The organism is Sphingobium cyanobacteriorum (assembly GCF_030580935.1).
Classification (GTDB): Bacteria; Pseudomonadota; Alphaproteobacteria; order Sphingomonadales; family Sphingomonadaceae; genus Sphingobium; species Sphingobium cyanobacteriorum.
The window spans coordinates 333,779-356,824 of record NZ_JAUQOM010000002.1 but is presented as its reverse complement, the minus strand read 5'-3'; the positions used below and the strand labels follow the sequence as shown (position 1 = coordinate 356,824).

Annotated in this window: 22 protein-coding genes; 13 read left to right on the top strand and 9 right to left on the bottom strand. The window is 66.5% G+C overall.

What is annotated here, in order from left to right; genetic code table 11:
* Positions 1-16: 16 nt before the first annotated feature.
* Together Q4610_RS06600 and radA are read right to left on the bottom strand one after the other, a co-directional pair.
* Positions 17-535 carry a CvpA family protein gene (locus tag Q4610_RS06600; protein ID WP_304535198.1) on the bottom strand — a complete coding sequence of 173 codons (519 nt, stop codon included), beginning with the start codon at positions 533-535 and terminating at the stop codon, positions 17-19.
* An 11-nt stretch (positions 536-546) separates the two neighbouring features.
* Positions 547-1,914: a DNA repair protein RadA gene (radA, locus tag Q4610_RS06595; protein WP_304535197.1), complete on the bottom strand. Its 1,368-nt coding sequence runs from the start codon at positions 1,912-1,914 to the stop codon at positions 547-549.
* Positions 1,915-2,002: 88 nt separating this feature from the next.
* On the opposite strand from radA, the gene Q4610_RS06590 reads away from it, so the two are divergent.
* The 3 genes from Q4610_RS06590 to Q4610_RS06580 are packed head-to-tail and all read left to right on the top strand — an operon-like array spanning position 2,003 to position 5,610.
* Positions 2,003-2,701: an endonuclease/exonuclease/phosphatase family protein gene (locus tag Q4610_RS06590; RefSeq protein WP_304535196.1), complete on the top strand. Its 699-nt coding sequence runs from the start codon at positions 2,003-2,005 to the stop codon at positions 2,699-2,701.
* Positions 2,702-2,761: 60 nt separating this feature from the next.
* Positions 2,762-5,107: a patatin-like protein gene (locus Q4610_RS06585; RefSeq protein WP_304535195.1), complete on the top strand. Its 2,346-nt coding sequence runs from the start codon at positions 2,762-2,764 to the stop codon at positions 5,105-5,107.
* Positions 5,104-5,610, top strand: a complete 507-nt coding sequence (locus tag Q4610_RS06580; RefSeq protein WP_425262533.1) for a hypothetical protein — start codon at positions 5,104-5,106, stop codon at positions 5,608-5,610. The genes Q4610_RS06585 and Q4610_RS06580 overlap by 4 nt, the downstream gene beginning before the upstream one ends.
* Before the next feature lie 172 nt (positions 5,611-5,782).
* On the opposite strand, the gene Q4610_RS06575 is transcribed toward Q4610_RS06580, so the two are convergent.
* On the bottom strand, positions 5,783-6,073 hold the full coding sequence (locus Q4610_RS06575) for a 4a-hydroxytetrahydrobiopterin dehydratase (protein ID WP_304535194.1): 291 nt from the start codon (positions 6,071-6,073) through the stop codon (positions 5,783-5,785).
* Positions 6,074-6,112: 39 nt separating this feature from the next.
* Between Q4610_RS06575 and Q4610_RS06570 the strand changes: the two genes are divergently transcribed.
* Genes Q4610_RS06570 through Q4610_RS06560 form a run of 3 tightly spaced genes read left to right on the top strand, consistent with a single transcriptional unit; the run spans position 6,113 to position 7,760 of the window.
* On the top strand, positions 6,113-6,520 hold the full coding sequence (locus Q4610_RS06570) for a metallopeptidase family protein (protein ID WP_304535193.1): 408 nt from the start codon (positions 6,113-6,115) through the stop codon (positions 6,518-6,520).
* A complete protein-coding gene (gene ccmA, locus Q4610_RS06565; RefSeq protein WP_304535192.1) occupies positions 6,517-7,116 on the top strand; it encodes a heme ABC exporter ATP-binding protein CcmA in 600 nt (199 codons plus the stop codon). Before Q4610_RS06570 ends, ccmA begins: the two co-directional genes overlap by 4 nt.
* Complete coding sequence (locus tag Q4610_RS06560) at positions 7,113-7,760, top strand: heme exporter protein CcmB (RefSeq protein WP_304535191.1); 648 nt, start codon at positions 7,113-7,115, stop codon at positions 7,758-7,760. The genes ccmA and Q4610_RS06560 overlap by 4 nt, the downstream gene beginning before the upstream one ends.
* Before the next feature lie 42 nt (positions 7,761-7,802).
* On the opposite strand, the gene Q4610_RS06555 is transcribed toward Q4610_RS06560, so the two are convergent.
* The gene (locus tag Q4610_RS06555; protein ID WP_304535190.1) at positions 7,803-8,084 is read right to left on the bottom strand and encodes a chorismate mutase; all 282 of its coding nucleotides are present in this window, start codon (positions 8,082-8,084) and stop codon (positions 7,803-7,805) included.
* A 102-nt stretch (positions 8,085-8,186) separates the two neighbouring features.
* On the opposite strand from Q4610_RS06555, the gene Q4610_RS06550 reads away from it, so the two are divergent.
* Together Q4610_RS06550 and Q4610_RS06545 are read left to right on the top strand one after the other, a co-directional pair.
* Positions 8,187-9,215, top strand: a complete 1,029-nt coding sequence (locus tag Q4610_RS06550) for a polyprenyl synthetase family protein (protein ID WP_304535189.1) — start codon at positions 8,187-8,189, stop codon at positions 9,213-9,215.
* A gap of 132 nt (positions 9,216-9,347) precedes the next feature.
* Positions 9,348-10,127: a TSUP family transporter gene (locus Q4610_RS06545; RefSeq protein WP_304535188.1), complete on the top strand. Its 780-nt coding sequence runs from the start codon at positions 9,348-9,350 to the stop codon at positions 10,125-10,127.
* A gap of 13 nt (positions 10,128-10,140) precedes the next feature.
* On the opposite strand, the gene Q4610_RS06540 is transcribed toward Q4610_RS06545, so the two are convergent.
* A complete protein-coding gene (locus tag Q4610_RS06540) occupies positions 10,141-11,751 on the bottom strand; it encodes an ATP-binding protein (RefSeq protein WP_304535187.1) in 1,611 nt (536 codons plus the stop codon).
* A 148-nt stretch (positions 11,752-11,899) separates the two neighbouring features.
* On the opposite strand from Q4610_RS06540, the gene hrpB reads away from it, so the two are divergent.
* From hrpB to Q4610_RS06515, 5 genes are all read left to right on the top strand, one after another.
* Positions 11,900-14,353 (top strand): ATP-dependent helicase HrpB, encoded by a 2,454-nt coding sequence (gene hrpB / locus Q4610_RS06535; RefSeq protein WP_304535186.1) that lies wholly within the window; start codon positions 11,900-11,902, stop codon positions 14,351-14,353.
* A 56-nt stretch (positions 14,354-14,409) separates the two neighbouring features.
* The gene (locus Q4610_RS06530) at positions 14,410-14,688 is read left to right on the top strand and encodes an ETC complex I subunit (protein ID WP_304535185.1); all 279 of its coding nucleotides are present in this window, start codon (positions 14,410-14,412) and stop codon (positions 14,686-14,688) included.
* Positions 14,689-14,807: 119 nt separating this feature from the next.
* Positions 14,808-15,050 carry an acyl carrier protein gene (locus Q4610_RS06525; protein WP_304535184.1) on the top strand — a complete coding sequence of 81 codons (243 nt, stop codon included), beginning with the start codon at positions 14,808-14,810 and terminating at the stop codon, positions 15,048-15,050.
* Positions 15,051-15,154: 104 nt separating this feature from the next.
* A complete protein-coding gene (gene spt, locus Q4610_RS06520; protein ID WP_304535183.1) occupies positions 15,155-16,387 on the top strand; it encodes a serine palmitoyltransferase in 1,233 nt (410 codons plus the stop codon).
* Positions 16,388-16,502: 115 nt separating this feature from the next.
* Positions 16,503-18,509, top strand: a complete 2,007-nt coding sequence (locus Q4610_RS06515; RefSeq protein WP_304535182.1) for an ATP-binding protein — start codon at positions 16,503-16,505, stop codon at positions 18,507-18,509.
* Here the strand turns inward: Q4610_RS06515 and Q4610_RS06510 are convergent.
* The 4 genes from Q4610_RS06510 to gcvPA form a co-directional block, all read right to left on the bottom strand.
* A complete protein-coding gene (locus Q4610_RS06510; protein WP_304535181.1) occupies positions 18,466-19,341 on the bottom strand; it encodes a hypothetical protein in 876 nt (291 codons plus the stop codon). The genes Q4610_RS06515 and Q4610_RS06510 overlap by 44 nt on opposite strands.
* 132 nt (positions 19,342-19,473) lie before the next feature.
* Positions 19,474-20,118 carry a DUF938 domain-containing protein gene (locus tag Q4610_RS06505; protein WP_304535180.1) on the bottom strand — a complete coding sequence of 215 codons (645 nt, stop codon included), beginning with the start codon at positions 20,116-20,118 and terminating at the stop codon, positions 19,474-19,476.
* A complete protein-coding gene (gcvPB, locus tag Q4610_RS06500; RefSeq protein WP_304535179.1) occupies positions 20,115-21,689 on the bottom strand; it encodes an aminomethyl-transferring glycine dehydrogenase subunit GcvPB in 1,575 nt (524 codons plus the stop codon). Before gcvPB ends, Q4610_RS06505 begins: the two co-directional genes overlap by 4 nt.
* Positions 21,686-23,044 (bottom strand): aminomethyl-transferring glycine dehydrogenase subunit GcvPA, encoded by a 1,359-nt coding sequence (gene gcvPA / locus Q4610_RS06495; RefSeq protein WP_304535178.1) that lies wholly within the window; start codon positions 23,042-23,044, stop codon positions 21,686-21,688. The genes gcvPB and gcvPA overlap by 4 nt, the downstream gene beginning before the upstream one ends.
* Between the last annotated feature and the right edge of the window lie 2 nt (positions 23,045-23,046).

The following is a 23,046-nucleotide window of genomic DNA, read 5'->3' as shown; positions in this document are numbered from 1 at the left end:
ACCAGACCCACCCAGTCTAACGATCCGCCGCCGCCGGCTTCTTCGCGCGCTGTTCGGCCAGAAATTCGCTGATCGCCTGGCCGCTGGCGTTGAGCAGGGGATAGGTGCGCGCGTCGCTCAGCCAGTCGGGGCGGCGGGCGCCGCTGCCGTAGAATGTGTCATAGACCAGGCTGAAGGCGAGGAAGATCAGGGTCGCGCCGATGAGGCCCTTCACCGCGCCGAAGCCCGCGCCCAGCACCCGGTCGACCGGCCCCAGCACCGACTGGCGCGTGCGGCGGCCGATGGCGTGGGCGATCAGCTTGCCGACGCCGAAGGTGACGCCGAAAACGAGGACCAGCGCCAGCACCGCCGCGCCGCTGGGGCTGCCGACGAAGGCGCTGAGCAGTTCGGCGGCGGAGGCGTGGAACAGGCGGATGGCGAAGATCGCCAGCACCCAGGCGATGAGCGAGAGGGTTTCCAGCACGAAGCCGCGCATGAGGCCCAACAGGGCGCATCCGCCGATGGCGAGCAGGACGAGAATGTCGATGGCGTTCATTGCGCCTGTGGCTATCCGCGTCCCAGCATCTGGTCAACCAGCCCTGCAAGGGTGCGGAAACCGCTGACCGCGATTCCCTTGACCCCGTCGGCGGCCGAGGCCGGGATGAAGGCGCGGGTAAAGCCCAGCTTGGCGGCTTCGCGCAGGCGTAGCGGCGAATGGGCGACGGGGCGAATTTCGCTCGACAGGGCGATTTCGCCGAACAGCACGATGTCAGCAGGCACCGGGCGTTCTGACATGGCGGAGATGAGCGCGGCGGCGACGGCGAGGTCGGCCGCCGGGTCCGACAGGCGATAGCCACCCGCGACGTTAAGATAGACTTCGCAGGTCGAGAAACTGAGGCCGCAGCGCGCCTCCAGCACCGCCAATATCATCGCCAGCCGTCCGCTGTCCCAGCCGACCACCGCACGTCTGGGCGTCGCGCCGCTGGACAGGCGCACGACCAGCGCCTGGATTTCCACCAGCACCGGCCGGGTGCCTTCCAGCGCGGGGAACACGGTCGCGCCCGTCACCGTCTCGTCCCGGTTGGTGAGGAACAGGGCGGACGGGTTGGCGACCTCCTCCAGCCCTTCGGCCACCATGGCGAATACGCCGATCTCGTCCGTGCCGCCGAAGCGGTTCTTGACCGCGCGCAGGATGCGATACTGGTGGCTGCGTTCCCCTTCGAACGCCAGCACGGTGTCGACCATATGTTCGAGCACGCGCGGACCGGCGATGCTGCCATCCTTGGTCACATGCCCGACCAGGATCAGCGCGGTGCCGCGCTGCTTGGCGAATTTGATGAGTTCCTGGGACGAGGCGCGGACCTGGCTGACGGTGCCCGGCGCGCCTTCGATCAGGTCGCTGTGCATGGTCTGGATGGAATCGATGATGAGCAGGGCGGGCGGCGGCCCTTCCCCCAGCGTCGTCAATATGTCGCGCACCGATGTGGCGCTGGCGAGCATGACCGGGGCATTGCCAAGGCCAAGGCGCTGGGCGCGCAGGCGGACCTGATCGGCGGCTTCCTCCCCGCTGATATAGGCGACCGACAATCCGCGCGAGGCGATGCGCGCCGCCGCCTGGAGCAGCAGGGTCGATTTGCCGATGCCCGGATCGCCGCCGATCAGCGTCGCGGACCCGGTGACGATGCCGCCGCCCAGCGCCCGGTCGAACTCCGCAATGCCGGTGCTGGTGCGCGGGGGCAGTTCGACGGCGCTGTCAAGGCTGACGAGCGTGATGGCACGTCCGCCATTTTGCAGGTCATGCCGGGCGGAAAAGACCGTCTCGCCCGCTTCCTCGACGATGCTGTTCCATTCGCCGCAATCCTCGCACTGGCCCTGCCACCGGCTGGAGACGGTGCCGCATTGCTGACAGACGAATTTGCGTTTTGCCTTGGCCATGGTCCCGATATGCCGGGACGGCGCGAACATTGCAAGAACATCGCAACATCGTCTGGAAACATCCACCGCACTGGCGCATTGAAACGATATGAAAACGATCCGCGTCGCGAGCTACAATATCCGCAAGGCCATCGGCACCGACCGGCGACGGATGCCCGAACGGGTGCTGGAGGTGCTGGCGGAGGTGGATGCGGACATCGTCGCGTTGCAGGAGGCGGACCGGCGCTTTGGCGTGCGGTCGGCCGCGATCCCGCCGCTGCTGATGGAGCAGCAGAGCGGATATCGGCCGGTGCCGCTGAATGTGCAGACGGATTCGATGGGCTGGCATGGCAATGCGATCCTGGTGCGCAAGGCGGCCGAGGTGGCGGGCCATGACGTGCTGCACCTGCCCTGCCTGGAACCACGCGGCGCGACCATGGCGGAAGTGCGGCTGAACGGCGCGACGGTGCGGGTGTTCGGGATGCATCTGGACCTGTCGGGCCTGTGGCGGCGGCGGCAGGCGGCGGCGGTGATCCATGCCGCGGCACAGGGGGCGGCGATGCCCACCGTGCTGATGGGCGACCTCAACGAATGGAGCGCGGGGCGCGGCTGCCTCGCCGATTTTGCGCGGCATTACAGTTTTGCGCCGTGCGGACGCAGCTTCCATGCGCGGCGGCCGGTGGCGCGGCTCGACCGGATCATGCATTGTAGCAGGCTGACGTTGAAGGATTGCGGGGTGCACGAAAGCGCCGCAGCGCGCAAGGCGTCCGACCATCTGCCGATCTGGGCGGAATTTGCGCTTGGATAGGCCCCCGCCCCTTCTATCAGCGGCCTCGACAATGGCGCTTGCCTCTGCGACCTTCGGTTCATGAAGGAGAGGGAATTACGGCTGGCGCTGGTCTGCTATGGCGGGATCAGCCTGGCCATCTACATGCATGGCATCACCAAGGAGGTGTGGCGGCTGGCGCGGGCAAGCCGGGCCTTTCACGATCATGCGCCCGCCAGCGCCGGCAGCGAAGCGGTCTATCGCCAGATGCTGGCGGCGATCGAAGCGCAGAGCGGGGTAAGGCTGCGCGTCATACCCGACATTATCGCAGGGGCGAGCGCGGGGGGGATCAATGGCATATTCCTGGCGCAGGCGATCGAGACGGGCCAGTCGCTGGAGCCGCTGACCGACCTGTGGCTGGACAATGCCGATGTCGACCGGCTGCTCGATCCCGATGCGCGGCCGGCGCGGGCCATGACCAAATTCTGGGCGACGCCGCTGGTGTGGATGGCGGCGCGGCGACCGGGGGACGCGGTGGAACGCACCGTCGCCCCCGACACGCGCGAGGAGGTGCGGATGAAACTGTCGCGCTTCATCCGCTCGCGCTGGTTCGAGCCGCCCTTTGGCGGGGAGATTTTCTCGACCATGCTGATCGATGCGTTCGACGCGATGGCGACGGCGGAGACAGGTTTGCCGCTGTTGCCCGACGGGCATCCGCTCGATCTGTTCGTGACCGTCACCGATTTCGAGGGGCATCCCCAGAGCCTCCACCTCAACAGCCCGCCGCAAGTGATCGAGACGGAACATCGCCTGTCGATCGGCTTTCGCGCGCGCGGCCGGGGGCAGGAAGGCGGGAAGCGGCCCTTTGCCGATGCGGTCGAACTGGTGTTCGCGGCGCGGGCCACGGCCAGTTTTCCCGGCGCCTTCCCGCCCTTCACCGTGCGTGAGCTGGACCGGGTGCTCAAGCGCCGCCATCGCGCCTGGCCGACGCGCGACGCCTTCCTGGCGCGCGCCCTGCCCCGCCATGCCGCGCGCGGAACGGCGCAGGACGCGGTGCTGATCGACGGATCGGTGCTGGCCAACGCCCCCTTCGCCCAGGCGATCGGCGCGCTGCGCAACCGGCCGTCGCGGCGCGAGGTCGACCGGCGCTTCGTCTATATCGATCCCAAGCCGGGGCATCGTTCCATCCGCCTGAACAAGGAAGGGGAGCAGGTCGACGCACCGACCGGGGAGGACGCGCCCCTGCCCGGCTTCTTCCGCACCATTTTCGGCGCATTGTCGGACATTCCGCGCGAACAGCCGATCCGCGACAATCTGGAGGCGATCGATCGCCATTCGGCGCAGATCCGGCGGATGCGGCGGATATTGGATGCGCTGCGGCCGGGCATAGAGGCGGAGGTGGAGGACGCGGTCGGGCGGATGCTGTTCCTGGACCGGCCGACCCCGGCGCGGTTGTCGGCCTGGCGGTCCAAGGCGCAGCAGCGCGCGGCGAGCGCGGCAGGCTTCGCCTATCCCGCTTATGGCCATATGAAGCTGTCGGGCATCGTGGAATCGCTCTGTGCACTGCTGTTCCGCCTGTCCGGCGAGGATAGCGCGATGATGCGCGAAGCCTATCGCCAGGCGATCTGGGCCGAAATCCGCAAGACAGGGGCTGACCAGCTCAGCGAGGATAAGGGTTCGGCAAGCGCCCCGGTCGCCTTCTTCCGCGCGCATGACCTGTCCTTCCGCATCCGCCGGCTGCGCTTTCTGGCGCGGCGGCTGGCCGATACGCTGGAACTGGAGGCGGAAGCTGACGATGCGGCGGTGCTGGCGATGCACGACGCCATCTATGGCGCGCTGACCCTCTATGCCGAATGCGAGGACAGCGATTTTCACGGGGCGGACGTGATCGCGGCGGCCAAGACGGTGCCGACCGATGCGGGCGCGGCGCTGGCGGCGGTGGCGCAGGCGCGCGGATTGAAGGCGCGCGACGAGCAGGCCGACCTGATGCTGGCCGAAGCCTTTGCCGCGCTGCCCAAGGCGGGGCGGCGGACGATGCTGCTCGCTTATCTGGGCTTTCCCTTCACCGACATCGCCACGCTACCGTTGCTTCAGGGTGACAGTCTGGATGAATATGATCCGGTCAAGGTCGACCGGATTTCGCCCGAAGATTGTGGCGCAATCCGTAGCGGCGGCGCAGCGGCGACCTTGAAAGGTATTGAATTCAACAATTTCGGCGCCTTTTTTAGCAGGGCCTATCGCGAGAATGACTATCTGTGGGGGCGGCTGCACGGGGTCGAGCGGCTTCTGGACATCGTAAATTCCACCATGCCCGCAGCAAGCCGCCTTTCGCCCGACGCATTGCGCGACTATAGGCGGGCCGCGTTTCTGGCGATCCTTGACGAGGAAGAGTCGCGGCTGCCCCATGTGGCCGACCTCATCGCCAGCCTGCGGGAGGAAATCGGGTGAGCGGGCGTGCGGGTCTGGTTGCTGGGATGCTGATGCTGGCCTTGGCTGGCGGATGCCGTTCGTCCTCCGACGACAGCGCCCAGGCGGACAATGGCGCGGCCCCTGCCCCGGTCGCGATCGCCCCGTCCGAACCCGCGCCGCAGCCCGATCCGGTCGAAAATGTCGCCGCGCCGGTCGCGCCGTCGCCGGTCGTCACCGTGCGCGCCCAGCCCGCCCCGCGCAATGCGCTGGACCTGCCGCCGTCCGACGATGGCCTGTCGGCACAGCCCTTCCCGCAGGAAGTCACCGCCTTCATGGTCGATCGCGACGGATGCGATCATTTCCGCGGCGAGGAACCCTATGACGCCGAACGCCGCGCCTATATCGCGGACAGCGTGGCGGAATTGTGCACCGGCACCGACGCCCGGCTGGCGATGCTGCGGCGGCGCTATGCCGCCGAACCTTCGGTGATCGCCGCGCTCAAGAATTATGACGATCATATCGAGGGCGTGACGCGCTATTAAGCGCGGTTGCCAGTGACCCGAATCTGAAAGTTCGTCACCTTATTTGGCAGACGTTGAACGAACTTCAGATTCATAAGGGTCACGAGCAAATATCTGATTCCAGCGTGGTTCAAGGATTTGAAATTCGCGCCCAACCTTGCCGAAAAATGTGGCGAATTTCAAATCCACCACATTAGGCACCCAAGGCGTCGATCGCCTTCGCCAGGTCGATGTCGCGTTGCGACAGGCCGCCCGCGTCATGGGTGGTGAGGATGATGTCCACCCGGTTATAGACGTTCGACCATTCGGGATGATGGTCCGCCTTCTCCGCCATGATCGCCACCCGCGTCATGAAGCCGAAGGCCGCATTGAAATCGGCGAAGGTGAAGCGGCGCGACAGGCCATCCGGGTCCGATACCGGCGTCCATTGGGGCAGGTCGGCCAGCGCCAGCGCCCGTTCCTCGTCAGTCAATTTTGCAATCATGTCCCTATCCCGATACCATGCTTTCGCTATATGTGATCCATGTCATCCATCGGTCAACCGCCCCGCTTCGCTCCCACCAGGGACGAAATCGAAACATTGGCGCTCGCGGCGCTCAATCGCCTGCCCGCACCCTTTGCCGAGCATCTGGATGGCGTGCTGCTGTTCGTGGAGGAATTCGCGTCGGCCGATATCCTCAAGGACATGGAACTGGACGATCCGTTCGAACTGACCGGCCTTTATAGCGGGCGCAGCATCGGACAGGAGGCGCAGACCGGGGATTTGCCGCCGACCGTGCATCTGTTCCGCCGGCCGCTGCTGGACGAATGGGTGGAAACGGGCGTGCCGCTCGACGCGCTGATCACCCATGTCGTGGTGCATGAGATCGGCCATCATTTCGGCCTGTCCGACATCGACATGCATGTGCTGGAGGATATGGTCACTTTATGACCGGCGCGGCGTTGCGCCTGACCGGCCTTGCCTGCCTGCGCGGCGGGCGGATGCTGTTTGCCGGTGTCGACCTGGCGCTTGGGCCGGGTGACGGGGCGTTGCTGACCGGGCCGAACGGCGTCGGCAAGTCCAGCCTGTTGCGGGTCGTCGCCGGTCTGCTGCCCGCCTTTGCCGGGACGGTAGAACGGTCAGGCGGGATCGCTCTGACCGACGAGCGGCTGGCGCTGGACATGGACCTGCCACTGGCCAAGGCGCTGGATTTCTGGGCGCGGCTGGACCGGGCCGGGCCGGGCGCGGTGGCCGATGCGCTGGCGGCGATGGCGCTGACGCCGCTGGCCGACCTGCCGGTGCGGATGCTGTCCACCGGGCAGCGCAAGCGGGCGATGCTGGCGCGGGTGATCGCCAGTGGCGCGCCCATCTGGCTGCTGGACGAGCCGGGCAATGGCCTGGACATGGCATCGCTCGACCTGCTCGGCCGGGCGGTAGCGGCGCATCTGGCGACGGGCGGGATCGTGCTCGCCGCGTCGCACCAGCCGCTGCCGATCGCCGCGCCCGTCACGCTGGCGCTGGCCGACTATCAGGCGGAAGCGGCATGAGGCTGCTCTGGCTGCTGGGCGCGCGCGACCTGCGGCAGGCCTGGGCGTCGGCCGGGCTGTGGCTGCCGGTCGCGTTCCTGCTGCTGGTCGCCAGCCTCTATCCCTTTGCGGTCGGCCCGGATGCGGCGCTGCTGGGGCGGACCGGGGGCGGGATGCTGTGGATCGCGGCGCTGCTCGCCAGCCTGCTGCCGGTCGACCGGCTGGTCGCGCCCGATCGCGATGCGGGCGTGCTGGACCAGATCGCATTGCGCGGCATCGGTGAGGAGATGGTGGTGATGGCGCGGCTGGCGGCACACTGGCTGGGCTTCGGCCCGCCGCTGATGATCGCCACCCTGCCCGCCGCCGCGCTGCTGAAGCTGGACGGCGCGACAATCATGAAGCTGGAGATCGGCCTGGCGGTCGGCACCCCGGCGCTGGCGGCGCTGGGCCTGCTGGTGGCGACGCTGACCGCCGGGCTGCGATCAAGCGGGGCGCTGGCCGGCTTGCTGGCGCTGCCGCTGGCGGTGCCGCTGCTGATCTTTGGCGCGGGGACGCTGGGCGATGGCAGCGGCGCGGCGCTCAAGTTCCTGGGGGCAGCGTCGCTGCTGCTGGTCGCGATCACGCCGTTCGCGGGCGGTGCGGCGATCCGCGCGGGCCGGGAATAGGATGCGCCGCTAAAAGCGGGGCCCGCTTTTCCGCACCATGCACTATGGCCCCTCGCGCAGCCTTTCATGGTGGCGGATCACTTCGTCGATGATGAAGCGCAGGAATTTTTCGGTGAAGTCGGGGTCGAGCTTCGCGTCCAGCGCAAGCTGGCGCAGCCGGGCGATCTGGCGTTCCTCGCGGCCGGCATCGGCGGGCGGCAGGTCGTGAGTCGCCTTGTGCTCGCCCACCGCCTGGGTGATCTTGAACCGTTCGGCCAGCATGAACACCAGCGCCGCGTCGATATTGTCGATGCTTTCGCGATAGCGGTTCAGTGTCTCGTCCACGTGGGGCCTCCGGTTCCAGATGGCGCGCTTTTTGCCGCATCCTGTCGCGCGCGCAAGCTATTCCCGCTTGCCTTTCACATTTTGCGCAGCCAGAGGACGCGCATGACAGCACCAGCCCCCGGTAACGTCCATGCGATCGGCCGCGCCAAAGCGGAGCCATCGCTTACGCCCATCCTGAACCTGGTCGCCGATGGCATGAACCAGGTCAATGCCGTCATTCTGGACCGGATGCAGTCGCGCATTCCGCTGATCCCGGAACTGGCGGGCCATCTGATCGCGGGCGGGGGCAAGCGGCTGCGGCCGATGCTGACGCTGGCCTGCGCCGACCTGGTGGGATATGCGGGCAGCCGCCATTACAAGCTGGCCGCCGCGGTCGAGTTCATCCACACCGCCACGTTGCTGCACGACGATGTGGTCGACGGATCGGGCCTGCGCCGGGGCCGCAAGACCGCCAACATCATCTGGGGCAACAGCGCCAGCGTGCTGGTCGGCGATTTCCTGTTCTCGCGCTCGTTCGAACTGATGGTCGAGGCCGAGTCGCTCAAGGTGCTCAAGATCCTATCCAATGCGTCGGCGGTGATCGCCGAGGGCGAGGTCAACCAGTTGACCGCGCAGCGCAAGATCGACACCAGCGAAGAACAATATCTGGATATCATCGGCGCCAAGACCGCCGCCCTGTTCGCGGCCGCATGTCGCATTTCCGCCGTGGTCGCCGACCGCAGCGAGGGCGAGGAGCAGGCGCTGGACGTTTATGGCCGCAATCTGGGCATCGCCTTCCAGTTGATCGACGACGCGATCGATTATGAATCGGACGGCGCGACCATGGGCAAGGATGCGGGCGACGATTTCCGCGACGGCAAGGTGACGCTGCCGGTGATCCTGGCCTATGCGCGCGGTTCGCAGGAGGAACGCGCCTTCTGGAAGGCGGCGATTGCCGGCCACCGGATCAGCGACGAGGATCTGGCCTATGCCACCGGCCTGCTGCGCAAGACCGGCGCGATTGCCGACACGATGGCGCGGGCGCGCCATTATGGCCAGCGGGCAATCGACGCGCTGGGCATGTTCGATGCCGGCAAGGCGAAATCGGCCCTTACGCAAGCGGTCGAATTCGCGATAGCACGCGCTTATTGAGGGAACGGGCCGCTGGTCCGTTCTTGATTCCGTTCGGGCTGAGCCTGTCGAAGACCGCGCTTTCTTGAAAACAGGACGCGAAGCCCTTCGACAAGCGCAGGGCGAACGGAACATAATCCAGGCCCGTAATCCATGATCCTGTCCCCTGAAACCATCGCCTTCCTGATGGCCGCCGCCTTGATGGCCGGGTGTATCGACGCGATGGCGGGTGGCGGGGGCCTCATCACCCTGCCCGCTTTGATGGCGGCCGGGGTGCCGCCGGTGCAGGCAGTGGCCACCAACAAGCTGCAAAGCTGTTTCGGCACGTTCGGGGCGTGCGTGGCCTATGCCCGGCGCGGGCATATGGACCTTGGAACCTACAAGGCGCCGATCATCGCGGCCTTTGTCGGATCGGTCGGCGGGGCGTGGCTGTTGCAACGGGTCGATCCGTCGATCCTGGCCGGGCTGATGCCCGCGCTGCTGGTGGCGATGGCGGCCTATTTCACCTTCTCCCCCAAGCTGGGCGACGCCGACCGCCATGCCCGGATCGGGATGGCGGGGCTGGCGGGCCTGATCGGCGTGGTCGGTTTCTATGACGGCTTTTTCGGGCCGGGCGCTGGCGCTTTCTACACCACCATCTTCCTTGCGCTGGGCGGCCTGTCGATCCTGCGCGCCACGGCCCAGACCAAGGCGGCGAATTTCGCGAGCAATGTCGCCGGATTGCTGACGATGATAGCGGGCGGCCATGTGATCTGGATCGCGGGGCTGGCCATGGCGGTCGGCAGCATTGCCGGCGGACAGATCGGGTCGCATCTGGCGATGCGCTTCGGATCACGGCTGATCAAGCCGCTGCTGATCATCATGTCGCTGGCGCTGACGGCCAAGATGCTGCTGGACCCGAAGAACCCGGTCCATCTCTATCTGTTCGGGTAAAGTCCCGGCGTTCCTACTCCGCCTGCAGCAAGGTCGCAACCCGCCGGCGCAGTTCATCGACGGCGAAGGGCTTGGTCAGCACTTCCATGCCATGTTCGATATGACCGTGGTTGAGCACCGCATTTTCGGCATAGCCGGTCACGAACAGGATTTTCAGGTCCGGGCGAAGGGCGCGGGCGGCATCCGCAACCTGGCGACCGTTAAGGCCGCCGGGCAGGCCAACATCGGTGACAAGCAGGTCGACCCGCGTTTTCGATTCAAGGATACGCAGCCCTGTCGGGCCATCGCCTGCCTCCAGACAATGATAGCCCAGGTCGCCCAGCGAATCGGCCACCAGCATCCGCACGGAGGGTTCGTCGTCGATCACCAGCACGATTTCACCGGCATCCGCCGCGACCATCGCTTCGCCAGTCGGCGCGACATCATCCTCTTCCTCGCCGCGATGGCGGGGCAGGTAGATGCAGACCATCGTGCCTTCGCCGGGCTCTGAATAGATGCGGACGTGCCCATTGCTCTGTCGCGCGAAGCCATAGACCATGGAGAGGCCAAGGCCGGTTCCCTGCCCGATCGGCTTGGTGGTGAAAAAAGGATCGAACACCCGGTCGAGAATCGCCTTGTCGATGCCCGCGCCGGTGTCGCTGGTGCAGACAGTGACATATTGGCCGGCAGTCAGGCCATGATCGCGGGCGGTGCGATCGTCGAGCCAGCGGTTCGCCGTCTCGATCGTGATCTTACCCCCGTGGGGCATGGCGTCGCGCGCGTTGATGCAAAGGTTGAGCAACGCATTTTCAAGCTGGTTGGCATCGACCAGCGTAGGCCACAGGCCGCTGGCGGCGACCGTCTGCACCTCTATCTGCGGGCCGACGGTGCGGCGGACCAGTTCGGAAAAATCCCCCAGCAGCCGGTTGATGACGGTCGATTTGGGCGAGAGTGTCTGTCGGCGGGAGAAAGCCAGCAGCCGGTGGGTGAGCGCGGCGGCGCGACGGGTGGCCCCCTGCCCGGCGGCGAGATATTTTTCCACGTCCCCGGCGCGCCCCTGCGCCAGGCGCACGCCGATCATTTCGAACGCGCCGGAAATGCCGGCGAGCAGATTGTTGAAATCATGGGCAAGGCCGCCGGTCAACTGACCCACCGCCTCCATCTTTTGCGCCTGGCGCAGCGCGGTTTCGACCTCTTCGCGTTCGGCCAGCGCTTGGGCAACCCGCGCCTCCAGCGTTTCATTGAGATCGCGCAGCGCGCGTTCGGCCCGGATCCGGTCGGTAATATCCTTGAACAGGACCGCAACCTGCCGGTTTTCGAAGGGACCGACGCGGAAGGAGGAAACATCGAGATAGTGGCCGGTTTTTTCCAGTTCGCGCTGAAAGCGGATCGGCTTGCCGGTGTGGAGGACACCGCCATATAATTCGACCCAGCCATCCGCTTCGTCCGGCACCATTTCGCGCAATTTCTGCCCCACGACATTGGGGATGCCGGCGTGGCGTTCATAGGCCGGGTTGGCCTCGACATGGATATAATCGCTCAAAGGCCCATGAGGACCATCGAAAAATTCGATGATGCAAAAGCCTTCATCCATTGTTTCGAACAGGGTGCGGTAGGTTTCCGCACTGCCCGTCAGGCTTGTCATTATCTTGTCGCCCCCTGATCGCCCCACCAGGCTTTCGCCATGATATCCATTGTGCGCGCGTAACGTCCGGCGATGCAACTGTTTCCATGGGAAGCGGGATTTTCCCCGCATCTTGCGATTTGACACATTTGGGGCGAGAGGAAGCGCGATGCGTGACCTGCCGATCCATGATGTGCTGCCCGACCTGCTCGCCGCCTTGCGCAGCGGCAGCAACGCCGTGCTGGTGGCGCCACCGGGCGCCGGCAAGACGACGGCGGTGGCCCCCGCCCTGCTGGATGAGCCATGGTGCACGGGCCAGGTGCTGTTGCTGTCCCCGCGCCGGCTGGCGGCGCGCGCGGCGGCGGAACGGATCGCCGAAATGATGGGCGAACAACCGGGCGGCACGGTCGGCTATGCGACGCGCATGGACAGCAAGACTTCGGGCCGCACCCGGCTGCTGGTGCTGACCGAGGGCATTTTCGTGCGGCGGATACAGGATGACCCGGAACTGGCAGGCGTGTCGGCCGTGCTGTTCGACGAAGTGCATGAGCGCAGCCTGGACAGCGATTTCGGCCTTGCGCTGGCACTGGACGCGCAGGGGGCTTTGCGACCGGACCTGCGGATCGTGCCGATGTCCGCGACGCTGGACGGGGCGCGCTTTGCGAGCCTGCTCAATGGCGCGCCGGTGATCGAGAGCGAGGGGCGCATCCAGCCGCTGGGCCTGCGCCATATCGGCCGCGCGGCGGAACGCAAGATCGAGGATGAGATGGCGGCGGCGATCCGCCGCGCGCTGAGCGAAGAGGCGGACGGCGACCTGCTCGCCTTCCTGCCGGGCGTGCGCGAGATCGAGCGGACGGCGGAACGGATCGAGGGGGTTGCGGAGGTGCATATGCTGCACGGCAGCCTCGACCCCGGCGCGCAGCGGGCGGCGATACGGCCTTCGCGTGAGGGCAAGCGCAAGGTGATCCTGGCCACGTCGATCGCGGAAACCAGCCTGACGATCGATGGCGTGCGGATCGTGGTGGATAGCGGCCTGGCGCGGCGGCCGCGTTATGACCGGGCGGCGGGGGTAACGCGGCTGGTGACGGAGCGGGCGAGCCAGGCATCGGCAACCCAGCGCGCCGGCCGCGCCGCGCGACAGCGGCCCGGCGTCGCCTATCGCCTGTGGGAAGCGGCGGCGAGCGCAGGCATGCCGCCCTTCGACCCGCCGGAGATATTGGAGAGCGACCTGTCCAGCCTGCTGCTGGATTGCGCGCTGTGGGGCGTGAGCGATCCGGCTGCGCTGCGCTGGCTGGACGCACCGCCGGCCGCAGCGGTGGAGGAAGCGCGGCGGCGGCTGACGGTGCTGGAGGCGCTGGACGCGGACGGACGGATCACGCCGCATGGCAAGGCGCTGGCGACGTTGCCGCTGGCACCGCGCATCGCCCATATGCTGGTGCGCGCGGGCGAGATGGGACTGGCGGAGGTGGCGGCCGAGGTTGCGGTGCTGCTGGGCGAGCGTGGCATTGGCGGGCAGGACACCGACCTGACCTTGCGACGGCAGCGCTGGCGGCGCGAAAGCGGGAAGCGTGCGGACGCGGCGCGGGGGTTGGCGCGGCGGTGGGCGAAGCTGGTGCAGCGCGCGCCGGGCGATGCTGGCGGGGAGCATGCGGTCGGCCTCTGCCTCGCCCTCGCCTTCCCCGATCGCGTGGCCAAGCGCCGCTCCGCCGATGGCGCGGACTGGGCGAGCGTGGGCGGGCGCGGCTTCCGGCTCGATCCGCTGTCGCCGCTGGCGCGCGAGGATTGGCTGGCGGTGGGCGAGGTGCAGGGCAGCGCGGCGGGCGCGCGGATATTGTCCGCCGCGCCGATCGGCGAGAGCGACGTGATCGCGCTGTTCGGCGCGCGGATCGCGACCACATGCACCGTCAGGTTCCGCCCCGCCAATGGCGGGATCGAGGCGTTGCGGGAGCGGCGGCTGGGCGCGGTACGGCTGTCGTCCGGGTCCGACGACAGGCCCGATCCTGACGCCGTGGTCGCGGCACTGGTGGATGGCGTGCTGCAGGGGGGGATCGACCTGCTCCCCTGGTCGGAGGCGGCGCAGTCGCTGCGGATGCGGGGCGGCTTTGCCGGGATCGAGGCGCTGTCCGACGCGGCCCTGATCACGACCCTGGACGACTGGTTGCCGCCGCTGCTGGCAGGCAAGCGGCGCCTGTCCGATATCGACCGATCACAGCTTTCGGGCGTGCTGGAGGGACTGATCGGCTGGGATGGCAAGAGCCAGCTCGACCGGCTCGCCCCGCCCGACTTCCGATCGCCGGCCGGCAGCACCCACGCGATCGACTATGCCGCCGAGGGCGGGCCGCGCGTGGAATTGCGGGTGCAGGCGCTGTTCGGCCTGTCCGAACATCCGACCGTGGGCAGCGCCCGCATTCCGCTCGTCCTGTCGCTCACATCGCCGGCCGGCAGGCCGATCCAGACGACGCGCGACCTGCCCGGCTTCTGGGCGGGCAACTGGCGCGATGTGGCAAAGGAAATGCGCGGCCGCTATCCGCGCCATCCCTGGCCCGACGATCCCGCCGCCGCCAGCGCCACGCTGCGCACCAAAAACGCCGATGCCAGAGGACATGGCGCCCGCAAGTCTTGACTTCGCGGCGGCCGCTGGTGCAACGCACCATGACGATTGACCGGAGTCTTATCGCGATGAGCGCGCGCATTTACCAGATCCAGAAGAACGCCCTCCAGTCCGGCAAGGCGCTGACCCACAAATGGGTGCTGGAATATGCGCCGGCCGAAGCGAAGAAGGCCGACCCGCTGACCGGCTGGGCAGGGTCGGGCGACACGCAGCAGCAGTTGAAACTGAGCTTCCCCTCGCAGGAAGCGGCTGTCGCCTATGCGCAGAAGCAGGGCGTACCCTATACCGTCATCGCAACCCCGCCCAAGACGCTGAAATTGCAGGCCTACGCCGACAATTTCCGCTAAACGCGCTGGCACAGCCTCTCAGATCGGGCGCGATGCTGCCCGATTGACGCCTTATTCGCTTGCCAAAGAGCGGGCTGAGGCGGCAAATGCCGCGCTTTGACGGAAAGAATTTGACGATAATGACGGATCGCACCGAGATTTTCGACAGCGTTGCGGCGCAGATCGCCCCCTTCAACAAGAAGGGCATCGACCTGACCGAAGGCACCAGCTTCGCCGGCGACCTGGAGTGGGACAGCCTGACGGTGATGGATTTCGTCGCGGCGATCGAGGATGAATTCGACATCATCATCACCATGAACATGCAGGCCGAGATCGAAACCGTCGGCCAGTTGGTGGACGCGGTCGCCAAGCTGAAGGGCTGAACCGCCTTTCCTTTCCCGTTCGGTTCGATCCTGTCGAGAACGATGCGCCTGGTTTTCGACAGGCTCGAACCGAACGGAGGTTTTGAACCGAACGGATTTTACATATGACCGACGCCGCCATCGCCACTGAAACACGCGATCTCTTTTCCAAATTCGATCCCCTGATCGCCGAGCGCGAGGCGCTGCTGGCGACGGGCGTGCGCGATCCGTTCGCGATCGTGATGGATGAGGTAAAGTCCCCGACCCAGGCCGTGATCAAGGGCAAGGACACGATCCTGCTGGGCACCTATAATTATATGGGCATGACGTTCGACCCGGACGTGGTCGCGGCGGGCAAGAAGGCGCTGGACGAATTTGGCGCCGGCACCACCGGCAGCCGCGTCCTGAACGGCACCTATCAGGGCCACAGGGAAGTCGAGGACGCGCTTCGGGAATTTTACGGCACGTCCGGCGCGATGGTCTTTTCGACCGGCTATCAGGCCAATCTGGGCGTGATTTCGACGCTGGCGGGCAAGGGCGACTATGTCGTGCTGGACGCGGACAGCCATGCGTCCATCTATGACGGCTGTTTCCTGGGCGATGCCGACATCGTGCGTTTCCGCCACAACAGCGTCGAGGATCTGGACAAGCGCCTGGGCCGCCTGCCCGCCGATGCGCTGAAACTGGTGGTGCTGGAAGGCGTCTATTCGATGCTGGGCGACGTTGCCCCCCTGCCCGCCATGGTCGCGGCGATCCGCAAGCATCCCAATTGCATGATCCTGGTCGACGAAGCCCATGGCATGGGCTTTTTCGGCGAACATGGCCGGGGCGTTTACGAGGAACAGGGCGTAGAGGCGGATGTCGACTTCGTGGTCGGCACCTTCTCCAAATCGGTTGGCACGGTTGGCGGCTTCTGCGTATCGAACCATCCCAAGTTCGAGATTCTGCGCCTCGTCTGCCGCCCCTATGTGTTCACCGCGTCATTGCCGCCCAGCGTCGTCGCCACCGCCGCGACCAGCATCCGCAAGCTGATGCACGCGGGCGACAAGCGCGCCCATCTGTGGAAGAACAGCCAGCGGCTGCACAAGGGGCTTACCGATCTGGGCTTCACGCTGGGCACGGAAACGCCGCAGTCGGCGATCATCGCCGTCATCCTGACCGATCAGGCCCAGGCTGTGGCGATGTGGCAGGCGCTGCTGGAACTGGGCCTGTACGTCAACATGGCGCGGCCACCCGCGACCCCGGCCGGCACCTTCCTGCTGCGCTGCTCGCTCTGTGCCGAACATAGCGACGAACAGGTCGGACAGATCATCGGCATGTTCGAGGCGGCGGGGAAGCTGACCGGCGCGATTGGCTGATCGCCCGGCGAACGCGGTCGATTGAGCCAGTGGTGCGGCGGAATGATAACCCAAAAGGGAACTTTTGACCTGGGCTGTTTCACGGCCGGGCTTGTTGGGCTAGTGTAACGGTCACATGGCCGATGGCGAGCATCAGGATCAGCAGTTGGCAGGCGCGCGCGCAGCATTGCGGCGCGTGCTGCCCTTGCTGCTGGCCGCGCTGCTGATCGGTGCGCTGGGCGCGCTGGTCTTTACCGCCAGCAATGCATCGCGCGATCATCAAAGGGCATTGGCCGAACAGCAGCGCAGTTTCGAGGTGATCGCGCTGGCCCGCGCATTCGAGGCCAAAAGCGCTCGCGCCGAAGTGACGCTGGCCCGCTATGTCATCAGCCTGGACCCCGACACCGGCCGGCTTTACCAGGATCAATGGCGCAGTGCGGCGAGCCAGTTGAAGGCGCTGGCCTATGCGACGCGCGGGTCGGGATGGCAGCGTGGCAATGTCGCGGCGCTGCAATATGCCTTCACCCAGCGCGGCCGGACGCTGAACGAAATCGGCCTGCGCACCACCTATGACCAGAAGATGGCGGCGCTGGCGCGCTTTCATCAGGCAGGCAAGAGCCAGGATCTGCGCCGCATCACCGCCCTGCTCGACCTGGTCATCAAGGCGGAGGACCAGCGGCTGCGCGAACGCAGCCTGGCGGTGACGCTGGCAGGGGATCGCAGCGAAACCGTTGGCAAGACATCGCAACTGGTCGGCCTGGCGATGCTGGTATGCATCCTGTTCGTCGCCTGGTTCGCCAACATCGCCTATCGCGAGCGGCGCAACGCCCGGCGACAGGCGGAGGCGGAAACCGAGCGCGCCGACCGGATGGAAGCGGCGGTGCGCGAACGCACCGCCGAACTGTCCGACGCCTATGAGCGGCTGAAGCGCGAATCGGCCGAGCGCGCAGCCGCCGAGGACAATCTGCGCCAGATGCAGAAAATGGATGCGGTGGGCCAGTTGACCGGCGGCATCGCCCATGATTTCAACAATATGCTGGCGGTCGTGGTCGGCGGGCTGGAACTGGCCAGGCGCAAGTTTCGGTTGCAGCCCGAAGAAGCCGCGCGCCATCTGGACAATGCGATGGACGGGGCCAATCGTGCCGCCGCCCTCACCCGCCGGCTGCTGGCCTTTGCCCGGTCAGAACCGCTATTGCCCAGCGCCGTCGATCCCGATGGCCTGCTCCGTGGCATGACCGACCTGATCGACCGCACCATCGGCGACCAGATCATCGTGCGCGTTACGCAGGAAGCGCAGGGCTGGCACATCTTCGTCGACCAGCATCAGATGGAAAATGCGATCCTGAATCTGTGCGTCAACGCCCGCGACGCGATGGATGGCCGTGGGCGGCTGACCCTGGCGACGGGACAGGTGACACTGGGCGCCGGCGAGATCGGCGAATGTGCGGCGGGCGACTATGTGACGCTGCGCGTGACCGACGATGGATGCGGCATGACGCCCGACGTGCTGGCGCGGGTATTTGAGCCTTTCTTCACCACTAAGCCGGTCGGCAAGGGCACGGGCCTGGGCCTCAGCCAGATTTTCGGCTTCGTGCGGCAGAGCGCAGGCGAGATCCGCATCGAATCCGAGCCGGGCAAGGGCAGCAGTGTTCACCTCTACCTGCCCCGCGCCGTGCAGGATGCGGATGAGGCAGGGGCCGAGGCGGCCGCATTTGCCCATATGCCGGTGGAACAGCCGCCCACCCGCATCCTGGTGGTGGAGGATGACCCGCGCGTGCTGAACCAGACGATGGCGGCGCTCAGTGAACTGGGCCATCTGCCGATCGCCTGCGATCATCCGGCCAAAGCGGCCAGGTTGCTGGAGCATAATGGCGACATCAGCCTGATCATCAGCGACGTGTTGATGCCCGACATGACCGGGCCGGAAATGGTGAAGGCATTGCCCGCGCGCTTCCGCCACCTGCCCGTGCTGTTCGTCACCGGCTATGCCGGCGACGGCAATGACAGCGCCGATTTCGAAGGCCATGCGGTGCTGCGCAAGCCCTATACGCTGGCGGCGCTGGGGCAGGCACTGGCGAATGTCCTTGGCGACGAGGCCCTTAACGGATCGCCCCGCCCCGGAACAGCCGCGGCAGCAGAGTGAGCGCGCCCAGCAGCGGCCAGCGCCGCTGCCAGGGCTTGATGCTGATCTGCGTGCCCGCGTGGCGGTTGATCTTCCACGCCAGATAATCGATGCCGCCGGCATAGGTGAAGCTGGCCTTGGCCAGGCGGATCACCGACAGGCGCTTGCCGCGGCGCTGAAGCGCGCGCCAGAGCGCAGGCGCGTCCTGCGGCGCAGGGGGCAGGCCATCGGCGAGCGCGGCATCACCAAAGCGGCGATAGCGGTCGGGATCGGCATCGACGATCGAGCGCGAACGTCCCGTCTTTTCCGCACGCAACTCCGCATCATAGGTCAGCGCAAAGCCGGAGGTCCACAGGGAGAGCACGTCTCCCCCTTCTTTTACCATGGGCCTGGCAAGCGACAGGAGCGTCGGCGCGGCCTGCGCCACGGCGGCGATGGTGCGCTGGCGGGCCAGGTCGTCGGACGCCCAGAGCAGCCGCGATGGCTGGGCGAAGCGCGCCCAGAGCGAGACATTGTCGGCCGCCGGGCTGTTCAGACGCGCGAAATCGGCTTCGGACAGGACCGCATATTTGGCGATCAGCCCCTGATGTTCGAACGGAAAGACGTTGGGGGGGATCAGGCGGTTGGCCCGCGCCAGCCAGCCCTTGCCATAGGCGGCGGGATAGTCGGACACGATCAGGTAGAAATCGAGCATCAGCCCGTCGAGATTGGCCTCCCGCAGGCAGGAGCCGTAGAACAGCACAGCGCGGGCGGCATCAGGATATTGCGCCGCCAGCGCGCCCGCCATCGCCGCGGCGCGGGGGTCGGCCGGGGCGGCGAGTTCGGCGGTGACGAGGGGGAGGAGTTGGGGCATGGATGACATATCAATTCATACTCTCGTCATTGCGAGCGCAGCGAAGCAATCCACGGTCACGCCATTGGATTGCTTCGCTGCGCTCGCAATGACGAATGACATGCTCCGCCTTCGCAGGAGCACGCTAGCTTTTCAATCCCGCCGCCTGAAAAGCAGCGAGAGATTGTTGGCGGGCATGTCGATCACGCGATCAAGGCGCAGACCCTGCCTGTCCGCCGCAGCAACCACATCCTCCAGCCTGCGCAGGCCCCAGCGCGGATCGCGGGCCTTGAGCGAGGCGTCGAAGGCGAGATTGCTAGGCGCAGTCTCCACACCCGCACGGGTGTAAGGGCCATAGAGATACAGCAGACCGCCGGGCGGCAGCATCTGCCCCGCCCCCTTGAGCAGCCCAAGCGTCGCGTCCCATGAACTGATATGCACCATGTTGATGCAGAGAATGGCGTCGACCTGCGCGACGGGCCAGTCGGCGGCGGCATCGAGCCGGATCGGCGGGCGGAGATTAGGCAGGTTCGCCTCGGCACGCCAGGCCGCGATCGACGCCAGCGCGGCGGGATCAGGATCGGTCGGCTGCCAGTCGAGCAAAGGAAATGAGACAGCGAAGTGGACAGCATGTTGACCACTGCCGCTCGCCACCTCCAGCACAAGACCACAGGATGGCAGGGCATCATCCAGCACCGCGACGATAGCGTCGCGATTGCGCATCGTTGCAGGTGCGAAACGTTTTTCTGCGGCGACGCGGCCGGAACCGGGTTCCCAAGGTTCCGGCCCGTCCGTCATTCCGCAGCCTGCGCCAGCCCCGGCTCGGTCCAGGCCAGCACCGGCTTGCGCGCGGCCAGCGTTTCATCCAGACGCCGGCGCGGGGCATGATAGGGTGCGCCCTTCAATGCTTCATCCCCGGCCTTCGCCCGTTCCGCGAGACTGCGCAGCGCCATGATGAACTGGTCCAGCGCCGCCTTGCTTTCGGTTTCGGTCGGTTCGATCAGCATCGCGCCATGGACGACCAGCGGGAAATACATGGTCATCGGGTGGAAGCCCTCGTCGATCAGCCCCTTGGCGATGTCGAGCGTGGTGAAGCCTTCGGCCAGCCCCTTGTCGCTGAACAGCGCCTCATGCATGCAGGGGCCACTGGCGGCGAAGGGGGCGTCCAGCACATCGTCCAGGCTGCGCAGGATATAGTTGGCGTTGAGCACCGCATCCTCCGCCACCTGGCGCAGGCCGTCGGCGCCATGGCTGAGGATATAGGCCAGCGCGCGGGTGAACATGCCCATCTGGCCGTGGAAGGCCGACATGCGGCCGAAGCTCTGCGGCATTTCCTCGCCGACATTCTCCTCCTCGATGAGGTGGATGGAGCCGTCCGCCATGCGCGCGGTATAGGGGAGCGGGCCGAAGGGCGCGAGCGCTTCGGACAGCACCACCGGGCCGGAGCCGGGGCCGCCGCCGCCATGGGGGGTGGAGAAGGTCTTGTGCAGGTTGATATGCATGGCGTCGACGCCGAGGTCGCCGGGGCGGACACGGCCGACGATGGCGTTGAAGTTCGCGCCGTCGCAATAGACGAAGGCCCCGGCGGCATGGACCGCATCGGAAATCACCTTCATGTCGCGCTCGAACAGGCCGCAGGTGTTGGGGTTGGTGATCATCACCGCCGCAACATCGGGACCAAGCCGGGCCTTGAGCGCCTCCAGATCGACGCGGCCTTCGGGGGTCGCGGGAATATCCTCGACCTTGTAGCCGCAGAAGGCCGCGGTGGCGGGATTGGTGCCGTGGGCGCTTTCGGGAACCAGCACCACCTGACGCGCATCGCCGCGTGCTTCCAGCGCGGCACGGATGCAGAGCAGGCCGCACAGTTCGCCATGGGCGCCGGCCTTGGGCGTCATCGCGACGCCATGCATCCCGGTCAGCCTGATGAGCCAGACGGCCAGTTCGTTGATGACGCCCAGGGCACCCTGCACAGTGGATTGGGGTGCGAGCGGGTGGAGATCGGCAAAACCGGGCATCCGCGCGACCTTTTCATTGAGGCGCGGATTATGCTTCATCGTGCAGGAGCCGAGCGGGAACAGCCCAAGGTCGATGGCGTAATTCTGGCGCGACAGGCGTGTGTAGTGGCGCACCGTTTCCTGTTCCGACAGGCCGGGCAGGCCAATGGCGTCGGTGCGGGCCAGCGTGCCGAGGCGGCTGGCGACCGTGGGAGCTTGCGCGAAATCGACGCCGGTGGTGTCGGTCGACCCGATCTCGAAGATCAGCGCTTCTTCCAGCATCAGCGCGCGATTGCCGGTGGCGGTTGCCGGGGCCATATGGGCGTCCTTGACGGGTTCGGGGGTGGTCGGGCGACCTTCCTTGAGCATGGTCATGCCAGTTCCTCCTCAAGCGCGTTGGCCAGGGCTTCGATATCCTCCGGCGTCACGGTTTCGGTGACGGCAACGACCAGGCCGTTGCCGATCTGCGGCGCCTTGGGGAACAGGCGGCCGAGCGAGACGCCCGCCAGCACGCCCCGGTCGGCAAGGGTTCGAACCACGTCTCGCGCATCCTTCGACAGGATCAGCGTGAATTCGTTGAAGAAACTGTCGTTGAGCAGCGTCACGCCCGGCACCTTGGCCAGGCGGTCGGCCGCCTGCACGGCAAGGCCATGGTTGAGCGTCGCCAATGTACGCAGCCCCTTTTCGCCCAGCAGGGTCATGTGGATGCTGAACGCCAGCGCACACAGGCCCGAATTGGTGCAGATGTTCGACGTGGCCTTCTCGCGCCGGATATGCTGTTCGCGGGTGGAGAGCGTCAGCACGAAGCCGCGCTTGCCCGCCGCATCGACCGTCTCACCGCACAGGCGGCCGGGCATCTGGCGGACATATTTCTGCTTGCACGCGAACAGGCCGAGATAGGGACCGCCAAATTGCAGGCCGACGCCGATCGACTGGCCTTCGCCCACGACGATGTCCGCGCCCATATGGCCAGGTGCCTTGATCGCTCCGAGGGCGACGGGTTCCGTCACCACCGCGACCAGCAGCGCGCCCACGGCATGGGCCGCGTCGGCGAGCGGGGTGAGGTCGGCGATGCGGCCCAAAATGTCGGGATATTGAACGACGACGCAGGAGGTGTCCCTGTCGATCGCTGCGATCAGGGCGTCGATATCGGTCGCGGCATCCAGCGTCGGGGCTTCATGCGCCAGCGCGTCGCCGGTGAACTTCGCCATGGTGCTGGCGACCGAGACATAATGGGGGTGAAGACCCGACGACAGGATCGCCTTGCCGCGCTTGGTGATGCGGCGGGCCATGACGATCGCCTCCCAGCAGGCGGTCGAGCCGTCATACATGGAGGCGTTGGCAACGTCGCAGCCCAGCAGGCGCGCCACCTGGGTCTGGAATTCGAACAGCACCTGAAGCGTGCCCTGCGCGATTTCCGGCTGATAGGGGGTGTAGGCGGTCAGGAACTCGCCACGCTGGATCAGATGATCGACGCTGGCGGGAACATGATGTTTATACGCGCCGGCGCCCAGGAAGAAGGGCGCTTCCCCCGCCGACAGATTCTGCCGCGCCAGCGCCGCCATGTGGCGTTCGACCGCCAGTTCGCTGGCATGGGTCGGCAGGCCCGCAATCTTGCCGGTCAGGCGGGCCTGCGCGGGAACGTCCACGAACAGATCGTCGATGGACGACGCGCCGATGACGGACAGCATCTCCGCCCGGTCAGTGTCGGTCAGGGGAAGGTAACGCATGT